Source organism: Anaerobiospirillum sp. NML120448 (assembly GCF_023050945.1).
GTDB lineage: Bacteria > Pseudomonadota > Gammaproteobacteria > Enterobacterales > Succinivibrionaceae > Anaerobiospirillum.
The window spans coordinates 1-19,829 of the sequence record NZ_JALKIM010000069.1; the positions used below are offsets into that span (position 1 = coordinate 1).

Sequence of the window (19,829 nt, forward strand, 5' to 3'; positions counted from 1 at the left end):
TAATGTTGATGAGCAAGATAATAATGAGGATCTCTACGAATTCTGGCAACAAGTACGTCTTAAGCCAAGCATTGAAGATGGTACCAGAACAAGCTATCAAGCAACACATGGATTCCTAAAAGGTCATACTATTACCTCAGCCAAACCTTTTATGGATACCTATGGTGGTGATGGCCAGGAACTTAGAGCATCATATATGGATGTTGATGGCTCTCCTAAAAAGCATTTTACTAGTTGTTCTGTCTATAATTGCACAAGACGTTTATTAGCTGATTTAAGAGTGAAAGATAAAAAGAACCAGGAAAGATCAGCTTTTAAGGAAATCATAGAGACCTATGATGCCTTACAAGGTAATGTATTTATGGCTGATGCTCTTAATACAGAGGCCGAATTGTACAACATGATGCAGGAAAAAAATATAGAGTTGATTCTTCCTGTAAAAGCTAATCCATCAGGCAAAGCCTCCTATAAACTTGTTAAAAAGATATATAACTCTGTTGATGTTGCTAATTGTAATGGTTATCAGAGATTTGAGTCAGATACCAATGTTTATGGAAATCGCGCAGAAAAAGTTATTGTCGAAGCCATACCTGTCACAGATCTTGAGGGGATAATTGCTAAGAATCCTGCAGCTTTCCTGGATGTTAATACAAATGCATTCAACAAATTTAACAAAGTACGTACCATAATTAAGAAAACCAAGTTCACAACTATTATTGGTAATAAGTATTCAGTAGAAACATTGAATATGAAAAACAAGAAATCTGATACTGGCGAGGTTCATTATTATATTTCTTCAATTGAATTAGATGAACATGGCTTTAAGCAAATTTTAATATCTCTTAATGAGTACTGGCTTTGCGAACAGGCACATAATACTGCTGATACCGTTATAGGACAGGACTATATTGCTTCTTGCGTTAAAAGCAATACCATTATTAGAGTTAACTTCTCTCGTTTAATTGTGGATATGCTGAATATTTATAAAAGCAAGTATAACTCTAATGTTAAGCGTAAAAGCCATATGTTATCTTACACTTCTTGCAGGAATCTTTTGGCAGATAAATTATCAGCACGTATAGAATGTTTGTGTATGTTCTTTGAAATGATGTTTTATGAGAAAAGAGATACACCTAAATAGCGATAAAAATCTCGTATTCATTTAGCTATATCATCATCACCAAACTATATCCCATAGCATAAATAAGGCTATAGGAGGATAGCTTATTTCATATAATATATGACTCATCTGCCATTTGTTAGGATATTTGCTAACACTAATGATAAAATTGATAGATATTAATCACTGAGCTTTCTATTTATACATAACCTGATCTATAACAAAATGAATGTTACTGCGTAACGTAAAAAGCGTGACTCAAATCAATAGAGATAAAAATCTCGTATTATTTCTTTAAGCGTATCAAACTGCTTAATATTGATGTCGCCCGCTCTTTGGCATCAGTAGTAATGTATATCACCTTACCTTGTGCCATTTTAACCTCAGCCAATGGTATTGATTTTGATGTCTCATTACTGGGTGTAATGCTCATTTCAGCACTAGCTAACTTTAGCTTGCTCACTATTGCCTTTTTTTCTAGCAGAGATCCTAAACAGCGTGTCTTTAACATGATCAATGTGACCTGCTTTAATATTGGCAACTTTATCGTACCTTTTATGCAAAGCACTATGAGCCCTAAAGCCTTCTTAGCTTTGTGTATGTTTGATGTAGTTAATGCTTTATTCTGCTTTGGTGGCTCTTACTCTATCGCTCTGTACTTTAATCGCAAACACTTCCCTGAAAACCAAATTAACCTTAAAAGTATTTTCAAAGAAATGTCCAAGTCATTACCTTTTTACGTTTATGTCTTAGTCATTACTTTGTCTGCTTGCAGTATTACTATTCCAGAAGGTTTACTTACCCCATTTAAGACCATTGCAGGGGCCAATACCTTATTGTGCTTCATGATTATTGGTATTGCTCTTAATTTCAACATTACTAAAGAGCAGCTTAAATTTATTTTCCAAGCATGGGTCTTACGCTATATAGTTTGTGCCGTTTTGGCTGCTTTAGTCTGGATCTTTGTTCCTCTTGAGGCCGAGATTAGAATTATTGTTATGATCATTTTAATGGCACCAATGAGCTCCATTGCCCCTATTATGACTATGAAAGCTCTCCCTAAAACTGCTGAGGAATCAGCTGACCTAAACACAGTAGCCATTATTTCATCCCTAGTCTTTGTGACCATCATGAACTCCATTACCTCCATGTTAGGCTAAATACATCCCTACTATTCACAATATAGCTATTAGCAAGTTAGTGATTTGCTAATAGCTATACGGCTATACCGCTACTTAGCTGGCCTAGCCGCCAGCTTGCCTGCTGCCCTGCTGGCCCCTCAAGCCCATTATTACTACCAGTTGTTTTGCAATACTGGTTTTGCCCGCTACTGGCCAGATACTATCCTGTCCTAACCTTTACTCTTATCCATCTTTTAGATGGGCAAAAGACCTAACTTAATAGCAACTGTATTAACTTGTAATGGTGTTTTTAGGTATTTATTAAAATAGCTGTGCTACACTAGCCATAAGCTTTATCTATATTAGCTTTCACTATTACAACTACATGCTAACAACTAATACTAGAAAAGAAACATGCTTCTTTTCTACCTTGCCCCATTTTTAGCAGGAGGCAGCATTTGATGAATACCAAAAAATCGATAATCGTTATTTTTGTAATCTTAATTACAATTATGGCTTTTGCTTATGCCTTATTGTTCCATCAAAACATTGATCCTAATAAGGCTCATGGTACGGTAGATATACAAGATAGTTTATTGTCGTTTGAGCGTCCTGGAAAAATCATTGCTCTTAATGTTGATGAAGGCTCAAATGTTAAGGAAAACGACATTCTTGCTACTTTAGATAGTAAAGAGCTCGACCATCAAATGCGTATTCAATACGCCCAATGCCAAGCTGAGCAATCCTTACTTAATCAATATCAAAATGGCTATTTAAAAGAAGAAATCGATAGCGCCAAGGCTACCGTACAAAAGAGTCAGGCTGCCGTAGACTTAGCTGCTATTACCTACGAGCGCAATCGCTCTTTGCTTAATACTAAGTCTATCTCTAAACAAGATTTTGATAGTGCTAAGGCCAGTTACAATGAAGCTAAGGCTAGCTTACTTGAGGCAGAGTCCCAGTTAGCTCTTTTAGAGCGTGGCTATCGCCAAGAGATCATTGCTTCACAAAGTGCCAAAGTAACAGCCTGCAATGAACAACTTTCCTACCTTAAATATCAAATTGATAGTCAAGGCGTAATTAAAGCTCCTTTTTCAGGCACTATTCGCAGTAAAACTCACGAATTATCTGACTTCGTAGGTGCTGGTGAAACTATTTTTGCTATTACCAATGAAGATCAAAAGAAAATCCGTATTTACCTTAGTGATGCGCAATTACGCTTGATTAAGTTAGGTCAAGAAGTATCAGTTGAAGTGCCATATCAAGCACCTATAACAGGTAAAATCACCTTTATTAGTCCTAATGCTATGTTTACTCCTAAGAGTGTACAAACAGAAGAACTAAGAGCTGATCTTATTTATGAGGTTAATGTTGAGGTTGAAGATCCCAAGCATGTACTACGCTTTGGTCAAGCCATCACCGTTTACCTCCAAGGTAGTGCCCCTAACCACTTAGGCTAGTTAATACCAATATCCCCTGTCTAGGGGCTTTGTTTAGCTTCGTTTAGTGTAGGAGTGTGTTATGGCTACCTTACTTGCTTTAAAAGGGCTAGGAAAAATCTTTTGTAAAGAAGATGGCGCTGACTTTTATGCTCTTAAAGGAATAAATTTAAATATTGGCTCTGAGCATCACCTTATCTCTTTAATTGGACCAGATGGCTCAGGCAAATCTACCCTCTTAAAAATAATTGCAGGCCTTATGGCTCCTGATGAGGGTACTATGAGCCTTTATTTAAATGAAGACCAGCATAATAGCCCTATTGGCTATATGTCCCAAAATTTAGGACTTTATGAGGACTTATCAGTAGGCGTAAATCTAAAGCTCTTTTGTCAGCTAAGAGATTTTTCTTTGGATTCTTTAAAGCAGTCTGGTAAGTTTCAAAACAGTGCTAATGTTACAGATGAGAGCATATTAGACGCTTATTTAGATGACTTACTAACCCAAGTTGGTCTTATCAAATTTAAAGACTACAAAGCAGGCTCTTTATCAGGAGGCATGAAGCAAAAATTAGCTCTTACCTGTGCTATTAGCGCCCGCCCTCAACTATTGCTGCTTGACGAGCCAACCGTAGGTGTTGACCCTATCTCTCGTCGTGAATTATGGGACATTATTAATAATTACTTAGCTACTACTGGTAGCTATTGCATCTTTTCCTCTTTGTACTTGGAGGAGGCAGAAAAAGGTTCACTTACGATTTTTATAAAAAATGGTGAGCTTATTTACCAAGGTAATGCCCAAGAGCTAAAAGATGATGTGGCTTCTCAGTGTTTTGCCCTCACTTTAAAAGAGAGCATTTCCTATCAACAAGCCGCTCGCACTATGATGTGCAATTTACACCATAGTAAACAAGTTATTGATTTGTGTCCTCGTATGGGGCGCATTGACTTACTGACCAAAGGGCCTTGCTCCTTAGAGGACTTATCTGCTGATTTAAAGGGCCTCTTTAGTAAGTGTAAAGAGCCTTTCAATAACCTTAGTAATAATGACTATCAGCTTACTAAACGTGAACCTATTTTAGAGGACTCTTATATCAACCTTACCTCGGCAAAGAGCTTAGATAATAATGCCAATGGTACTAATGATAATAATGAGGACATCTTTTTAGCACCTGAAAATTCAGGGGATCATAACTTTGCCCCTGATAGTAAGCACAGTACCAATCATAGCGAAAGCTTAGCTACTACTGACAAAGAAGTAGTTATCAAAGTTAATGGCATTAAAAAACAATTTGGCAATTTTACTGCCGTACATGACTCTAACTTTGAGGTTTATAAAGGAGAGATTTTTGGTTTGCTTGGCCCTAATGGCGCTGGTAAGACTACTACTTTTAGAATGATCTGTTCTTTGCTCAACCCTAGCGCAGGCTCCATCTTAATTAACAATATTGAACTTAAAAATGCTAAAAGCTCAGTTAGAGCCACTATTGGCTATGTAGCCCAAAAGTTTTGCCTCTATCGCAAACTAACGGCTCGACAAAACTTAGAGTATTTTGGTCAAAGTTATGGTCTTAAAGGTCAAGAGCTCAATGATCGCATTGAAGCTATTTGCCAAATTTTTAGCCTTACTCCTTTTTTAAACGATATTTCAGCTACTTTACCTTTTGGCATTCAAAGATCTTTATCCATGGCCTGTGCCCTGATTCATAGACCAAATATTTTATTTTTGGATGAGGCCACCTCTGGAGCTGATCCCACTTCAAGACGAGCCTTTTGGTCAATGATAGCTAAGTTAGCATCCCATGGCACCACTGTCATTGTTACTACTCACTTTATGGAAGAAGCTGAGTATTGTGATCGCTTTTTAATTCAAGACCAAGGAACTATCCTAATTTTAGGTACTCCAGATGAGATTTGTAAGCAAGCTACTGGTCGTATCTCTATTGAAGAAGCTTTTGTTAACTGTGTAATGCAGCGTAGACACCAGAGCTAAAGTCTTTACAACCGTCTGGCAGCAATTTTCCTTAGATAGTATATGCAACACTTAATTCAGCCATTTGGGAGGGACGTATTATGATTAACCTTACCCATATACGAGCTTTAATTAACAAAGAAATCCAACAGATTCTATCTGATAAGTCTGTATTAGTGGTGGCCTTTGTTATTCCTTTATTATTGGTGATCCTATACGGCTCTGGTATGCGTATGGATATCAAGCCAGTATCTGTAGCTGTAGTTTCTCCTCAAGTTGATGATTTAATTGGTCGCGAAATAACTTTAGCCATGCTCGGTTCTAGCTACTTTAAGGTTCAAGTAGTAAATAATGAAATCGAAGCTAAAAGACTGATGCAACAACATGACATTAGTGCCTATGTCATGATTCCAGATAATCTTGCCCAATCAGCTTTCCACCAGTCTATCAATGTTCTTATAGTGCTAAATGGAGCTGATGCTCAGCAATCAAATTTAGCTAAAAGCTACATTGAGGCTGTTTTGGCCTCTGGTACCTCTCTTAAAGCCTTAGGTCGACAAGTAGCTTATCTAAGCTCAGTTAATCAAAAGAATATTGCCTCCTCAGGTTCATACGCTTCGGCCAAAGTAAAAGATATTACTGTGATATCTCGCAATTGGTTTAATGAAAGCAATGAGTCAACTTGGTACTTAATGGCAGGACAATTAATTGGTATTGTTACCTTAATGTCTGCTTTTATGAGTTCTATTGTCATTGCTCGTGAGTTTGAGCGTGGCACTATGACTGGTATTTTGGCGACTAATGTTAATGCTTTGGAATTATTGATCTCCAAAATTATTCCTTATTATGTGCTGTCTTTATTAGGCGGCAGTTTTGCCATCTTAACTACCTTTATCCTGTATGAGCTACCTTTTAGAGGCTCTGCATTCTTATTTATCTTAACCATGGCCGTATATCTTTATGTGTCAGTATTATTAGGCTTATTAATTTCTGCTCTGACTCAAAATCAATTTCTATCCAGTGAATACGCCATTATTTTGAGCTTTTTACCTTCAATTTTGCTCTCAGGAGCTCTGTTTGATTTACGCTCTATTCCGCAAATTATTTCTTATGTTGCCCATATGCTACCCCCTACCTATGCCGTGCAATCATCTAAAATTTGCATTCTCTCAGGAGGCAGTAGCGATATCCTAGTGCTCAATTTAGGCATTTTAATATTGTTTGCCGCTCTCTTTACCCTAGCTTGCTACTTAGTTATCAACAAGCACTTTAAGCGCTACTTGCCCTTTAACCTACGCCCAAGCCAAAGCCAGAGCGCTGGCTCAGGCTCAGGCCTTGCCCCTAGCAAGGGCTCTGCCTATGGCCAGAGCCAACGCCAAGGGCAGAGCCAACGCCAAGGCCATGGCCAAGGCTATGGCCTTGGTGGTGGCGGTGGCCAAGACTTAAGCTCTCAACAAGATAGTGCTAGCACCAAGAGTGATGCTTAATTGGGATGGAGGTTAATAGTTATGATTAATTCCTTGGTAGCTTGGACTCGTTTATGGGCCTTAATTCGTAAAGAATTCGTAGTCATGCTTATGGATAAAGGCACTCGTAAGATTTTAATTTTGCCTATTATTATCCAATCTATCTTGTTTGGTTATGGAGCTACTTTTAACTTAGAGCAAGTTCCTTATGTTATTTTTCAAGATAGTGCAGACCAATCTGCTGTGTCCTTAGTCCATCAAATTAACAACAACAAGACCTTTACTTTAGTTAAAGCCTGCCCAGATGAGTTTTGCTTTAATGAGGCTATTAACCATGGTGATGCCTTATTGGGAATTTATATTGCTAATGACTTTGCTAAAAGTAAGACTATCTTTGTTGCCACTGATGCCCGCAATACCTCATCAGCTAATACAGCTTTAGGTTACATCAGCAGTATTGTTAATCGCTATAACCAAGAACAAAAAGAGCGTTTGGGTATTTTTGGCGGCATTAATATCGATTATCGCTATTTTTACAATGTTAATAACTACACTCGCTATAGCATTATGACAGGCATGATCTTGGCTCTATCTATGATTCAAGTAATGATGTTGTCTTCTTTATCTGTGTCACGAGAGCGTGAGGAAGGTACTTTTGACATGATGCTGATGGCTCCACTTACTCCTATTGAAATATTAATTGGCAAAGCATTTCCACCTACCTTTATTGCTGTTGCTCAAGGTCTGTGTCTCTTTTTAATTTGTGTATTGTGGTTTGATATTCCTTTTCAAGGAAACTTTGCCTCATTAGTATTTGTTATTACTATCTTTAGTTTGTGTATTGTAGGCATAGGTCTGGCTATTTCTGCTCTTACTAATACCTCACAACAGTCAGTAGTAATTGCCTTTACTATTGTTCTTCCTACAATTATTTTGTCAGGTATGATTACCCCTCGTGATGCCATGCCACAGTTTATGCAATACATCAGCTTGGTTAATCCTTTTTATTATGGTTTAGAAGCGCTGCGACGTATTTATCTGGAGGGACAAACCCTAATGCAGGTATTTCATTTGCTTCTGCCATTATTAGGCATAGGAACAGTAACTTTAAGCTCAGCTGTTTATCTGTTCCGAGGCAAATTAGGCTAATGGATGTGTTAATACCACAGCAACATTATTAGGATTTTCCACAGCAAATTTTAAGCTAGTTACAACTTTTTAAAAGTTTTAGTGTAGAATATTTGATTTGAGCAAATATATATTGCACTAACAGCAACTAGATATTTTATGCCGTTTTTTACTATCTAGTATAGATATGTATCTCATATGCAATATATTTTTTTATATCAATTTAATAATTTTTAATGAAAGCTGATTTTTATGCTTTTAATTTGCTATTATAGATATAGCTCAAAGAGTGATGCTAGCTATTAAATTACAGCCAACAATAGCCCCTTAGGTTGCCTACGATTTTTCTTTTTTTAAATTGCCTATATGAACTTATTACCACCATCTTAAGACATTATCTTCAATAGTGTCTGCTAAGTTTAGGCTAAATTTAGTTAGCTATAATCGTAACGTTAACCTACTGATATTATTGTCATATTGGTATATCTAGATTAGCATATTTGCAATATTTTAATAGATGCTTAATTACGCATCTAGATTACTAAATTTTTTTTGTAGCATGACGTTAAATAGTAAGTTGTAAGAACTTCTAGCTCAATCCTCACAAACATTAGGTAGGCCATTAACTAGTTGCGATATGTCGTAATTTAGGTTGCCACCTATCATCACGACCTATGCTCTAATCCACTTTATTTAAGCTTGCTCTTACCAAGCTGTACTTTACCAATATTAGGTGGAAGTTAATGCTAACCTATTTTTAGAGCTATTTTGCAAAAGCTAATGATGGCTAACCATCATAAGATAGCTTAGATACCAATTTAAATGGGTAGTTGTATCAGTAATTACCTAACATAGATTTACTCTATTAAAACTTTAAGAGAATAGCTTATAGCTATGGTTTTAATGTGAGTGTAGTAAAACCATTACAAAATAGTATTTTGTATGGTAGCTTAAACAGCTAGCTTGAAGAGCTAATCTTTTAGCTAGTTAATAAGTCAACTTTGTAAACTTGAAGGCTTAGTCTAAGATGATTCAAGATAACCAACCAAAGGTACCAAACCTACCTCCGTTGATCGCCAATGGTGACTCCAACCGTGGTTACTACGTTTGTACTTACAAGAACAAATGGGATAGCGATAAAAAGCGTTCCGTTCGTGTACGTTCTACTTCTGTAGGCCGCGTTAAGGGTAAAGAAAAATTCGGCTTGATTGAGTTTTACGAGGCTTTTGTAAAACAATACCCAAGCTTAAAGCGTTTCCAGGTATATCGTACCGATGGCCCACAGCGCTTAGTATTTATTCCAAAGCCACCAAGACGCAGACGTGTTAAGGAAGAAATGGTTGAGCAATGCAGCTCAGCTGAGTTAGCAGCACGTGCTAACAGCATGTTATCAAAAACTAATGTTTTTAATGACGACAGCGACTTCGATCCATCAATTTAAAGCCTTCATAGTGCAATAAGTCCACTAAAGCTTAGTTGTGGTCATACCTGATAGTAAGTTTACTTACTAAAGGCCCCTAACCATAAAAGCACTAAAAGGATGCCTATGGATCGCGAGAGTATAAGCTGTAGTCTGGCTATTTTTAGATAGTAGACTACAGCTTTACTTAACTACCATCGTAAGCTCCCCTTCTCACCGATTTAACTTTCCATTTCACCGATTGAATCAGCTTGCTTAACATGCTATCCCTAGCATCTAGCCCCACCTTTACCTTTAGATTTAGCTTTCTTTGGAAATTGTCTATCCCTAACAGCAAGTCCCATAGCTATTTGTGTTAATCATAAGCTGGTCTAGGCCTAAAACTATTGCCCAGTGTTTAGTAGCATAAAAGTGAGCAAAGCCTTATCCGTAGTGGCTTTACGCACTAAAAATTTTTTTTAGCTCTCCATGCGGAAAATAGTCTTATAAATGATCAGAATTAATTAACCTTAGGTGCTCTTTGGCTATCAACTTATCATTTGCATAAACAACAAGCTTCATACACCTTCTAAAGTCATTCAATGTAAATACCTTAGATAATGGATCTAGACCAGCTGCTTGTAACACTAAAGTTGTGTCTCCTATGCAGGCCTGTTGATCGTTCATGAAATTGTTAACGATCATGTAATCATTCAGCAATTCGTTAATTCCAGATCCACCATAGCTTTTTGGGGTTGGGTTAAGCGGGGAGAGTTAACTTTAATAGAAAAAAAATAGCCCTAAAAAATTAGAGCTATTTTTGAAATATTTAACAATCTTTAGTCTGCAATAGCAATTCCTGGGTAGGTAGCCTCTACATTGGAGCGCAATACATACTTTAATTTAACTTCAGTATTCTTAGCCTTACGAACTAAATTAATATTGCCATAAACTAAACGGAAATTGCTTGGCTCTGAACGGATAACACCAATCTCTGTCACTAAATTACCGCTACCATCTTTATAGCCATTAAAGAGGTGAGGGGTACTAGCTCTCCATTGAGCTTGTTGTCCTGTAGGGCTGATATCATAATCAAATTGCGTTACTTTGATAGTATAGCTAACACCATCGTTTGATAAGTCAATTTCATATTGATAGAGCTTAGCTTTTGCGCCACCTCTCTCATCAAGTCCCATCCAAACGCCAGTATAATCATCAATAGAACTACCACAGCCACTAAAGCTAAACGCCATAAATATAGCCATGAATGCAAAAATGATAAATTTAAGCTTGCGACCAATATAACTCATATGAGGCCTCCCTATTATGATATCTTCCACACAATATTACATATGGCAAAATTACCTTTTTAGTTATCAAAAAAAACCAAAATTTTTAGACACTATATTCTTGGCCAGTAATTATTGTAAGCCTGAATATATAGCACATACTTAGATCTCATAAGAGAAATAAGACCTAAATCATATTATCTGACAATCATTTATTTTATCGGCACTAAGCTTTTATTGTTTATTGTCTTTAATTAAGAGCTTACTAATGTTTACGTGCTCATAGTTTGACCAAAGTTAATAGATATTCGCAGTTTACTCATCAAGAACTTGCCCTACACCTACTTAAGATCTAGATTGTTAAACTTTTGTCCTTTGTCTCATTTTTGATCTTGCTATGCACCTTTATAGCTACTAATATATGTTCATTCTTGAAAGAGATTTGTCCTTAAAAATTATTAAGCAAATTTCTATTAACACTTGCGGGCTTTTAGCCCGTTTTTTTCTTTAATTTGCCTTTATAGGCAGCGCCTAGCTGTTGTGGTTTAAGCTATTTAAAGCTTAACCTTAGGGATATATTCGCTTATGGAACTCAAAGAACTCGCCCCTCAGGCTGTTTTTACTCACTTCCAAAATTTGTGTAACATTCCTCATCCATCTGGTCATGAAAGAGGCATTGCTAAGTACATTATTAATTTTGCTCAACAAAATGGCTTGGAATGCGAGTTAGAAGAGTGCGGTAACGTTATTGTTCAAAAGAAGGCTACTGCAGGCAAAGAAAATAGCCCTGTTGTCATTATGCAAGCTCATATTGACATGGTACCAGTAGCTCGTGATGGCTTTGAGCATGACTTTACTAAAGATCCTATTGAGCCACGTGTTATGACTGCTGATAGCCAAGGAGTTAATCCTAAGCTCTTAGAGGTATTTGATGGCCCATATATTTGCGCTAACAATACTACTCTAGGTGCTGATGATGGCTTAGGTGTAAGCTTAATCTTAGCCTTATTAGAGGATAAAGAATTAAGCCACGGCCCAATTAGAGCTATCTTTACTGTAGAAGAAGAAAGCTCTATGAAGGGAGCCATGGAAATTGACCCTGACTATTTAAAGGGTGACTATCTTTTAAACCTCGACTCTGAGGATCATGGCGAGTTATTCGTAGGTTGTGCAGGCTCTATTAATGCCAATGTAACCTTTATTCCAGAACTAGTTAAAGTAGTTGATTGTACCCCTATGGTACTTAATTTAACTGGTCTTACTGGTGGTCACTCTGGCGCTGATATTCACTTAAATCGTGGCAACGCCATTGATATTATGTGCGGCATCTTAGCCGAGGTTTCAGACAGCATTGATTTCTTTATCCAGAAATTTAATGGTGGCGAGATCAGAAACTCTATTCCTTCTAGTGCTTATGTTGAGCTGGCCATACCTAATGGCACTATTAATGAGTTTAAGGATGCTGCTCGTGCTGCTATGGTTCGTTATCAAGATATCTATACTGATACCGATCCTAATATGCAGTTAATTTTAGGTAGCTGCTCTTTAAATAATACTGCTTTATCTTACACCTCTACCCAAAATCTCATTTCTTTATTACGTGCTTTACCTAATGGCGTATTAAGAATGTCTAGTGAGTACACTAATGTAGTAGAGTCATCTTGTAATTTATCCACAGTACGCACTAAGAATGAAGCCATCATTATTGGCCTCTTACCTCGTTCTTTAAAGGATCATGGCTTAGATGATGTTATTGATAAGATCGATAGCATTTGCTCCTTACTTGATAATGTTGAAGTAGGTTTTTCAGGCCGTAGCTTTGGCTGGACTTCTCCAGTACAAAATCGCCTCATTGATATTCTCAAGGCTGAATATGAAAAGCAGTGCCAGCTTCAAGTTAAGATCACCTCTATTCATGCAGGCTTAGAGACTGGTTACTTTGCCAAGGCCAATCCAAAATTACAAATGATTTCTCTTGGCCCTACTGTACGCAACCCTCACTCCCCAGATGAGAGCTGCTCCATCAAGCATACAGAGCAAATTTATAGCATTCTTAAGGCTACCTTAAGCCAGCTTTAATTTTTTTTAACAATATCAATGCGCTCTAAGCAAATTCTAAGTTTCTAGCTTTATATTAATCATACGTTCCTTAATTTAGTACAAAGAAACGTAAGCGCATTTGATTAGCAAAAAGGCCTTATCAGTCTCTGATAAGGCCTTTTTTACGTTTAAATGACGATTTTTTTTAACTTATTTGCTTAAAGCTTAGATATTTTGTTAATCTCTTTGTGATTTAATTCAAAAATACCAGATAGCTCAATTAGCTTTTGCATGCTTTACTAATATAAGCCTAATGTAAGCACATTAAAATTACTACTCTGACCAGTAATTACCCACAACAAGGATCGAAATTATCTATGCCTGATCGCGCGTTTAACTTTGCACAAAAACTCTCCTTGTTAGGTAAGCTCATGCTCGCCTTGACAACTTTTGCTACTTTAAGTTTTGTCACCACAGGCTGTAACGAAAAGCCCAAGACTAGCTCTACGCCATCACTAGCCGATGTTTACTATGAGGTTAGTACCATCCATCCTGTTTTTGCTAGTCGTGAGCGCTCTTTTACCCTAAGTGGTCGAGTTGGTGCCTATACCCGTGCGGATGTTAGACCTCAAGTTGATGGCATTGTTTTGGATCGTTTGTTTCAAGAAGGCGCTCCTGTTGAGGTAGGAGATCCTTTATACACCATTAATCCTGCTCCCTTTCAGGCTAGTTTAGAACACGCTCAAGCCTCTTATGAAAGAGCAGTGGTACAAAGAAAAATGGCGCTCAAAGACTATGAGCGTTTCGCCTTACTTTATAAAAGACGCTCTGCTAGTGAAAAAGAGCGTGATGATGCTCTTTTGGCCTATGATTTAGCTGTAGCTGACGAAAAACTATACAAAGCAGCTTTAGATAAAGCCAAAATCTCTCTTGATTACACCACAGTCAGAGCCCCTATTGCAGGCATTATTGGCACCTCAAAAATTACTCGCGGTGCTTTAGTTAATGCCAACCAAAGTGAGCCTTTAGCTACTATTATCGATTTAGATAAAGTATATGTAGATATGGAGCAAAGCTCTCAAGAGTGGCGACGACTACGACAGGGCTTATTAGACGGCTCTATTTATTTAAATGATCGTGCCTATGACGTTTCTTTGTACTTTGAAGATGGCTCCTTATATTCTCATTTAGGTAACCTATCTTTATCCGAAGTATTAGTAGATGAAAACTCAGGTGCTTTATCCTTAAGAGCTATCTTTGATAATCCTGACCACTTATTGCTCCCAGGCATGGCTGTAGTTTGTAAGGTTAATGGTGGTGTCTCACAAAATATTATGACCCTACCTGCTAAAGCTGTAATGCGAGACCCTAAAGGTAATGCTTATGTGTTTACGGTACAAGAAGATAGAGTATTACAAACTCCTGTTACTTTAGGTGAACTATATAACGATGGCTGGCAAATTTTAGATGGCCTGGATAGCTCTTATGAAGTAGTAATTTCAGGTGCCGCAGCCTTACGCCATGGTTCTAAAATTAAAGTGATCAATCGTGATGGTATTAACACCACTATTAATAATAGCGATCAAGTTAAAGACACAGAAGCTGCAGTTAAAGCTATAGCCAATCCAACTACCTCAGCATCTGGATTAGGCCAAAGCTCAGCTAGTGCTCCTAGCGTTAATACTCCATAAATAAAACGATTATTTAGCCTGACAGTAATAGTCAGGCTACAAGGAATTGCCAATGATCAGTAAGTTTTTCATTGACCGCCCTGTAGCTGCTTGGGTGATCGCTATTATGATTATGATAGTAGGTATGATCTGTCTGCCAAGCATGAAAATTGCGCGCTTTCCAGAGATTGCGCCTCCTACTATTAGTGTCAGCACCTCATATTCTGGAGCCTCAGCCCAAACAGTTGAAAACTCGGTAGCTCAAATTATCGAGCAAGAAATGACGGGCTTAGACGGACTCATTTACTTTTCTACCACCACTACCTCTGATGGTAATGCTCGCTTTCGCTTTTCTTTTGATACTGATGTCGATGTTGATGTTGCTCAAATGCAGGTACAAAACCGTCTTAGTGGAGTACTCTCTCGACTGCCAGACTCAGTACAACGTTCAGGCGTAAGAGTTCGTAAAGTATCAGACGATGTCTTACAGACTATATCCTTTTACACAACTAATGACTCTATGAGCCAAGAAGATATTGCAGACTTCTTGGTATCAGTAGTACAAGACCCTATTTCTCGTCTTAATGGTGTAGGTGATGTCTCTGTTTTTGGTTCTTCTTATGCCATGCGTATTTGGCTGGATAACAATAAACTGATGCAATATAAGCTCAACCCATCAGATATTGTTAGCGCCATTAAAAATCAAAATAAGCAAATTTCTGTAGGTCAATTAGGTGGTCTACCTGCTGTTCCAGAGCAAACTATTAATGTCACCATTAAATCTCGCGAACTGCTCCAAAGCATAGGTGATTTTGAAAAGATTTTAGTTAAAGTTACCCCATCAGGTGCAGCTGTTTATTTAAAGGACATTGCTCGCATTGAAATGGGCCGTAGCTCCTATAACTATTTTGGTAATTACAATAAAAGCCCAATGGCCTCCTTACAAATTAGCCTGGCTGATGGTGCTAATGCTGTTGAAGTGGCCAAAATAGTTAAAGAAGAGTTAGAGCATTTGCGCCCGCTCTACCCTAATAATCTTGAATACGCCATTCCTTATGATACTGTGCCTTTTGTTAAAGCCTCTTTATATGAAGTGGCTAAAACCTTGGTTGAGGCTCTGATTTTAGTATCTTTAGTGATTTTGCTCTTCTTAAGAGATATACGCTCTACTTTAATCGTATCTCTTACTATTCCTATTGTGCTCTCAGCTACTATTGTAGTGCTCTATTTCTTTGGCTACTCGATTAATACTTTAACCATGTTTGCTATGGTACTGGCTATTGGTTTGTTAGTAGACGATGCCATTGTGGTTGTAGAAAACGTCAGTCGTATTATGTATACCGAAGGCTTAAACCCTTATGAGGCCTCGGTAAAATCAATGCAAGAAATTACCTCAGCTTTATTTGGCGTGGGCTTGGTAATTGTAGCTGTGTTTACTCCTATGTCTTTTTTCTCAGGAGCAACAGGCAATATTTATCGTCAATTCTCAGTGACTATTGTCTCGGCCATGGTGGTTTCTATTATTGTCGCTGTAATCATTACCCCTGCTTTATGTGCCACTATTTTAAAAGCACATAAACACAATCCTCATAAAAAGCGCCATAAGGGCTTGTTATCCTTATTTGATAACTTATTTCTTATCTGCCAAAAAGGCTACTTAAAGATTAATCATTACTGCTTACGTCATAAGATTCTGGTAATGGTGTTCTTTGCTGGCCTAGTTGGCTCTACAGGTTGGCTATTTACCAAGATCCCAAGTTCATTTTTACCTATTGAGGATCAAGGTATTATCAGCGTGCGTATTATTTTGCCATCCTCCTCAACTATGGCTCAAACAGCCAAGGTTGGTCGTGATGTCGAAAACTACTTTTTAGAACACGAAGTTAACAATATCAAAGGTATCTTACTTTCTTTAGGCTCAGGTGGCAGTTCTAAAGGACAAGCTACAGCCAATGCTAGCATTAGATTGGTTCCTTGGGAGTTGCGTCCAGGTGTAGAGAACAGCGCACAAGCTATTTTAGCTCGTGCTAAAGAGCACTTTGATAATTATCCAGATGCTGAAATTCGTATGTCTATGCCAGCTTCCATCTCTGGCATGGGCGGCTCCTCTGGCTTTTATGTCTATGTACAAAATATTATGGGCAATAGCCATGAGCAATTTATGAAAGACCTACAAGAGATTGTAGCTCAAGCTCGTAAAAGTCCTATTCTTTACAATGTCAGATCTAATGCACAAGCTGATGCCTTGCAATTAAACATTAAGATTGATGATTTTAGAGCAGGACAATTTTCTTTAGAGCCATCAGTAATCAATGAAAACTTACAAATTGCGTGGGGCGGTACCTACGTCAATGACTTTATGGATCGTGGTCGTATTAAAAAAGTTTATGTCCAATCAGATGCCCATTTTAGAGCGCTACCATCAGACCTTAATAAACTTTATTTTAAGAATAAAGATGGTCAAATGGTGTCCTTTGATACTGTTGGTAGTGTTGAATGGACATATGGCCCACAACAATTAGAGCGCTTTAACGGTGTATCTTCTATTTCATTAATGGGAGATCCTGCCCCTGGAGTAAGCTCTGGCGAGGCTATGGATGAAATTGCCCGTATTATTAGTGAACACCCAGGTAATTACGGTTATGCTTGGAGTGGTATTTCCTACCAAGAGAAATTAACAGGCTCCAATCAAGGTGCTTTATTCTTAATTTCTGCTTTAGTAGTGTTTTTATCACTGGCAGCTTTATATGAGTCCTGGTCTATTCCTTTTGCCGTAATGCTAATTATTCCTATTGGTATTTTCGGTGCGTTACTGTTTGTAGCCTTTAGAGGACTAGCTAATGACGTATACCTCCAAGTAGGCTTGTTAACGACGGGTGGACTTTCTGCTAAGAATGCTATTTTGATTGTTGAATATGCGCATCAATTTAGGCAACAAGGTCGCAGTCTATTAAAGAGTGCCCAAGAGGCGGCTGCTTTACGTTTTAGACCAATTGTTATGACCTCTATTGCCTTCTTATTGGGTGTCTTACCATTATTAAGCGCTCAAGGAGCTGGTGCTGCCTCTCAACAGTCTATTGGTACTGGCGTTTTTGGTGGAACTATCTTTGCTACCACCTTAGGTCTCATTATGGTACCTGCTTTCTTTGTGGTTATATCTTTAATCTTTAACCCACTTAGCCTTAAAAGAAAGAGACTATATGCCGCCTGGGCCGAGCGCCGCCAAGACGAGGCCGAAAATGCTCTACATAAGATAGAGCATCAAGGACAATCCGCATCCGACAGCAACAATAACAAAAATAACAATAACACCCACGACAAAACCCCATAACCAGAGCCAGGAGCCAGGAAGGCTCTGGCCCTGGCCCTTACATGACCAAGGCCCAGTCCCTACCATGGCAATGTCAGGGCCTGGCTTGCTTGTAGCAAGCGCTGTGGTGTTAGCGGGCATAAAAAAAGCAGTGTTCTTAAAGAGCACTGCTTTTTTTGTTAACTAAAAATTAGTCTTGAATTACTTAACAAACTTCATTGAAGATTGAGCAATTACTAACTCTTCATTAGTTGGGATCATAAATACCTTGAACTTGGAGTTAGGGGTAGAAATAACACCGCCCTCGAAGCCTAAACGGCCTAAAGCCTTCTTGTTTAACTCCTCGTTAATCTCGATACCAAAGCTTTCCTTTAAGTACTTGCAGGTTAACTCACGAGCTTCCCAGCAGTTCTCACCGATACCGCCAGAGAATACGATAGCGTCAACACGGCCAACTGGAACGAAGTAAGAAGCGATGAACTTAGCTAAACGGTAAGAGAAAGCCTCTAAAGCTAAAGTGCACTTTTCCTCACCATTGAGGTAGCCTTCACAGATTGGACGCATATCAGAAGATACGCCAGAAAGAGCTAATAAACCTGACTTCTTATTAAAGATGTCCTTTACTTCCTCAACAGATAAATTGTTGTTCTGAGGATCGCATAAGAAGAACACTACAGAAGGATCAATCTCACCAGTTCTGGTACCCATGATTAAGCCATCAAGTGGAGTTAAGCCCATGGAGGTATCCATGCACTTGCCACCCTTAATAGCACAAACAGAAGCACCACCACCTAAGTGACAGGTAATAACATTGGTATCATCTAAGGACTTGCCAAGAAGCTTAGCACTCTCTTGAGCTAAGTACATGTGAGAAGTACCGTGAGCACCGTAACGACGGATACCACCCTTGGTGTAATACTCCTCAGGAATAGCAAAACGATATGCTACTGGAGGCATAGTCTGGTGGAAAGCAGTATCGAATACAGCTACGTGAGGGATATTAGGGAAGGAGTTACGAGCTGCCTTAATACCTAAGATGTGAGCTGGATTGTGTAAAGGTGCAAAAGGAATAACCTTCTCAATGTTGGCTAATACTTCGTCATCAATTAAGGTTGGAGCAGAGTAGAACTCACCACCATGCACAATACGGTGACCACAAGCTACGATAGAATCTAATAAATTCTTGTGAGAGCTTAAGATGTTTTCTACTAAATAAGATAAAGCTTGCTCGTGGTTGTAACCAGAGATATTAGTCTTTTGCTTGTCCTCATCACCAAAGCGCCAAGAGATAAAAGCCTCTGGTAAGTTCATGGCCTCAGCAATACCGCTTAAATAAACTTGACCATCCTCTGGATTCATGATGGCAAACTTTACAGAAGAGCTACCGCAGTTGATAACTAAAACAGACTTATTAATAGTAGACATTGTATACCCTAGATGACTAAACAAAACCCAAAAGATAGACAGCCAAACAACAAACTATGTAAGGAAATCTTCCTAATGAATAACTATTCACTCTTCAATGTTAAATATTGCTAGAACCGCCTTAGCAAGATAAAAGGCATTAGGTTCTTTGAATAAGAAAACTGTAACAGGATAAATATATTTGAAGCTACTTATGCGAGGAGTTAAAGCTAACATTGAAGAGATAAGCTATTACATAAAGTTGTTGATTGCATTTAATTATAGCACCTGACTTTATAAGCATCTTTTCGGAAATTGGAGTTAGCTCAAATTTAAAGCAAATTTAAATCCATATTTCAAGGAATCAAACTACTATAATCCGCATGCAAAAGCGTTTAGCTTAAACTTGAGTGAGATAATGTTATAGATAACTATATTACATCATCTTTAATAATTAAGTAAATAAAATATCTA

Annotated in this window: 12 protein-coding genes; 10 read left to right on the forward strand and 2 right to left on the reverse strand. The window is 38.0% G+C overall.

Features of this window, described 5'->3' with window-relative positions; all coding sequences use genetic code 11:
- The 7 genes from MXE38_RS09955 to MXE38_RS09985 form a co-directional block, all read left to right on the forward strand.
- A partial coding sequence (locus MXE38_RS09955) for a hypothetical protein (protein WP_246914363.1) occupies positions 1-1,141 on the forward strand: 1,141 nt, incomplete at its 5' end.
- A gap of 314 nt (positions 1,142-1,455) precedes the next feature.
- Positions 1,456-2,280, forward strand: a complete 825-nt coding sequence (locus MXE38_RS09960; protein WP_246914365.1) for a hypothetical protein — start codon at positions 1,456-1,458, stop codon at positions 2,278-2,280.
- Between the two features lie 422 nt (positions 2,281-2,702).
- On the forward strand, positions 2,703-3,701 hold the full coding sequence (locus MXE38_RS09965) for an HlyD family efflux transporter periplasmic adaptor subunit (RefSeq protein WP_246914367.1): 999 nt from the start codon (positions 2,703-2,705) through the stop codon (positions 3,699-3,701).
- A gap of 61 nt (positions 3,702-3,762) precedes the next feature.
- On the forward strand, positions 3,763-5,670 hold the full coding sequence (locus tag MXE38_RS09970) for an ATP-binding cassette domain-containing protein (RefSeq protein ID WP_246914369.1): 1,908 nt from the start codon (positions 3,763-3,765) through the stop codon (positions 5,668-5,670).
- An 80-nt stretch (positions 5,671-5,750) separates the two neighbouring features.
- Entirely contained in the window at positions 5,751-7,136 is a 1,386-nt protein-coding gene (locus MXE38_RS09975; protein ID WP_246914371.1) for an ABC transporter permease, read from the forward strand.
- 21 nt (positions 7,137-7,157) lie between these two features.
- Positions 7,158-8,264, forward strand: a complete 1,107-nt coding sequence (locus tag MXE38_RS09980) for an ABC transporter permease (protein WP_246914373.1) — start codon at positions 7,158-7,160, stop codon at positions 8,262-8,264.
- A gap of 1,006 nt (positions 8,265-9,270) precedes the next feature.
- Positions 9,271-9,684: a hypothetical protein gene (locus MXE38_RS09985; protein ID WP_246914375.1), complete on the forward strand. Its 414-nt coding sequence runs from the start codon at positions 9,271-9,273 to the stop codon at positions 9,682-9,684.
- 797 nt (positions 9,685-10,481) lie between these two features.
- Here the strand turns inward: MXE38_RS09985 and MXE38_RS09990 are convergent.
- Positions 10,482-10,895, reverse strand: a complete 414-nt coding sequence (locus tag MXE38_RS09990; RefSeq protein ID WP_246914377.1) for a hypothetical protein — start codon at positions 10,893-10,895, stop codon at positions 10,482-10,484.
- 621 nt (positions 10,896-11,516) lie between these two features.
- Between MXE38_RS09990 and pepD the strand changes: the two genes are divergently transcribed.
- The 3 genes from pepD to MXE38_RS10005 all read left to right on the forward strand — a co-directional run bounded on the left by pepD (position 11,517) and on the right by MXE38_RS10005 (position 17,972).
- Positions 11,517-13,010: a beta-Ala-His dipeptidase gene (gene pepD, locus MXE38_RS09995; protein ID WP_246914379.1), complete on the forward strand. Its 1,494-nt coding sequence runs from the start codon at positions 11,517-11,519 to the stop codon at positions 13,008-13,010.
- A 338-nt stretch (positions 13,011-13,348) separates the two neighbouring features.
- A complete protein-coding gene (locus MXE38_RS10000; protein WP_246914382.1) occupies positions 13,349-14,662 on the forward strand; it encodes an efflux RND transporter periplasmic adaptor subunit in 1,314 nt (437 codons plus the stop codon).
- 52 nt (positions 14,663-14,714) lie between these two features.
- Complete coding sequence (locus MXE38_RS10005; RefSeq protein WP_246914383.1) at positions 14,715-17,972, forward strand: efflux RND transporter permease subunit; 3,258 nt, start codon at positions 14,715-14,717, stop codon at positions 17,970-17,972.
- 180 nt (positions 17,973-18,152) lie between these two features.
- Here the strand turns inward: MXE38_RS10005 and MXE38_RS10010 are convergent, their stop codons facing one another.
- Entirely contained in the window at positions 18,153-19,367 is a 1,215-nt protein-coding gene (locus MXE38_RS10010) for an acetate kinase (RefSeq protein WP_348647381.1), read from the reverse strand.
- Between the last annotated feature and the right edge of the window lie 462 nt (positions 19,368-19,829).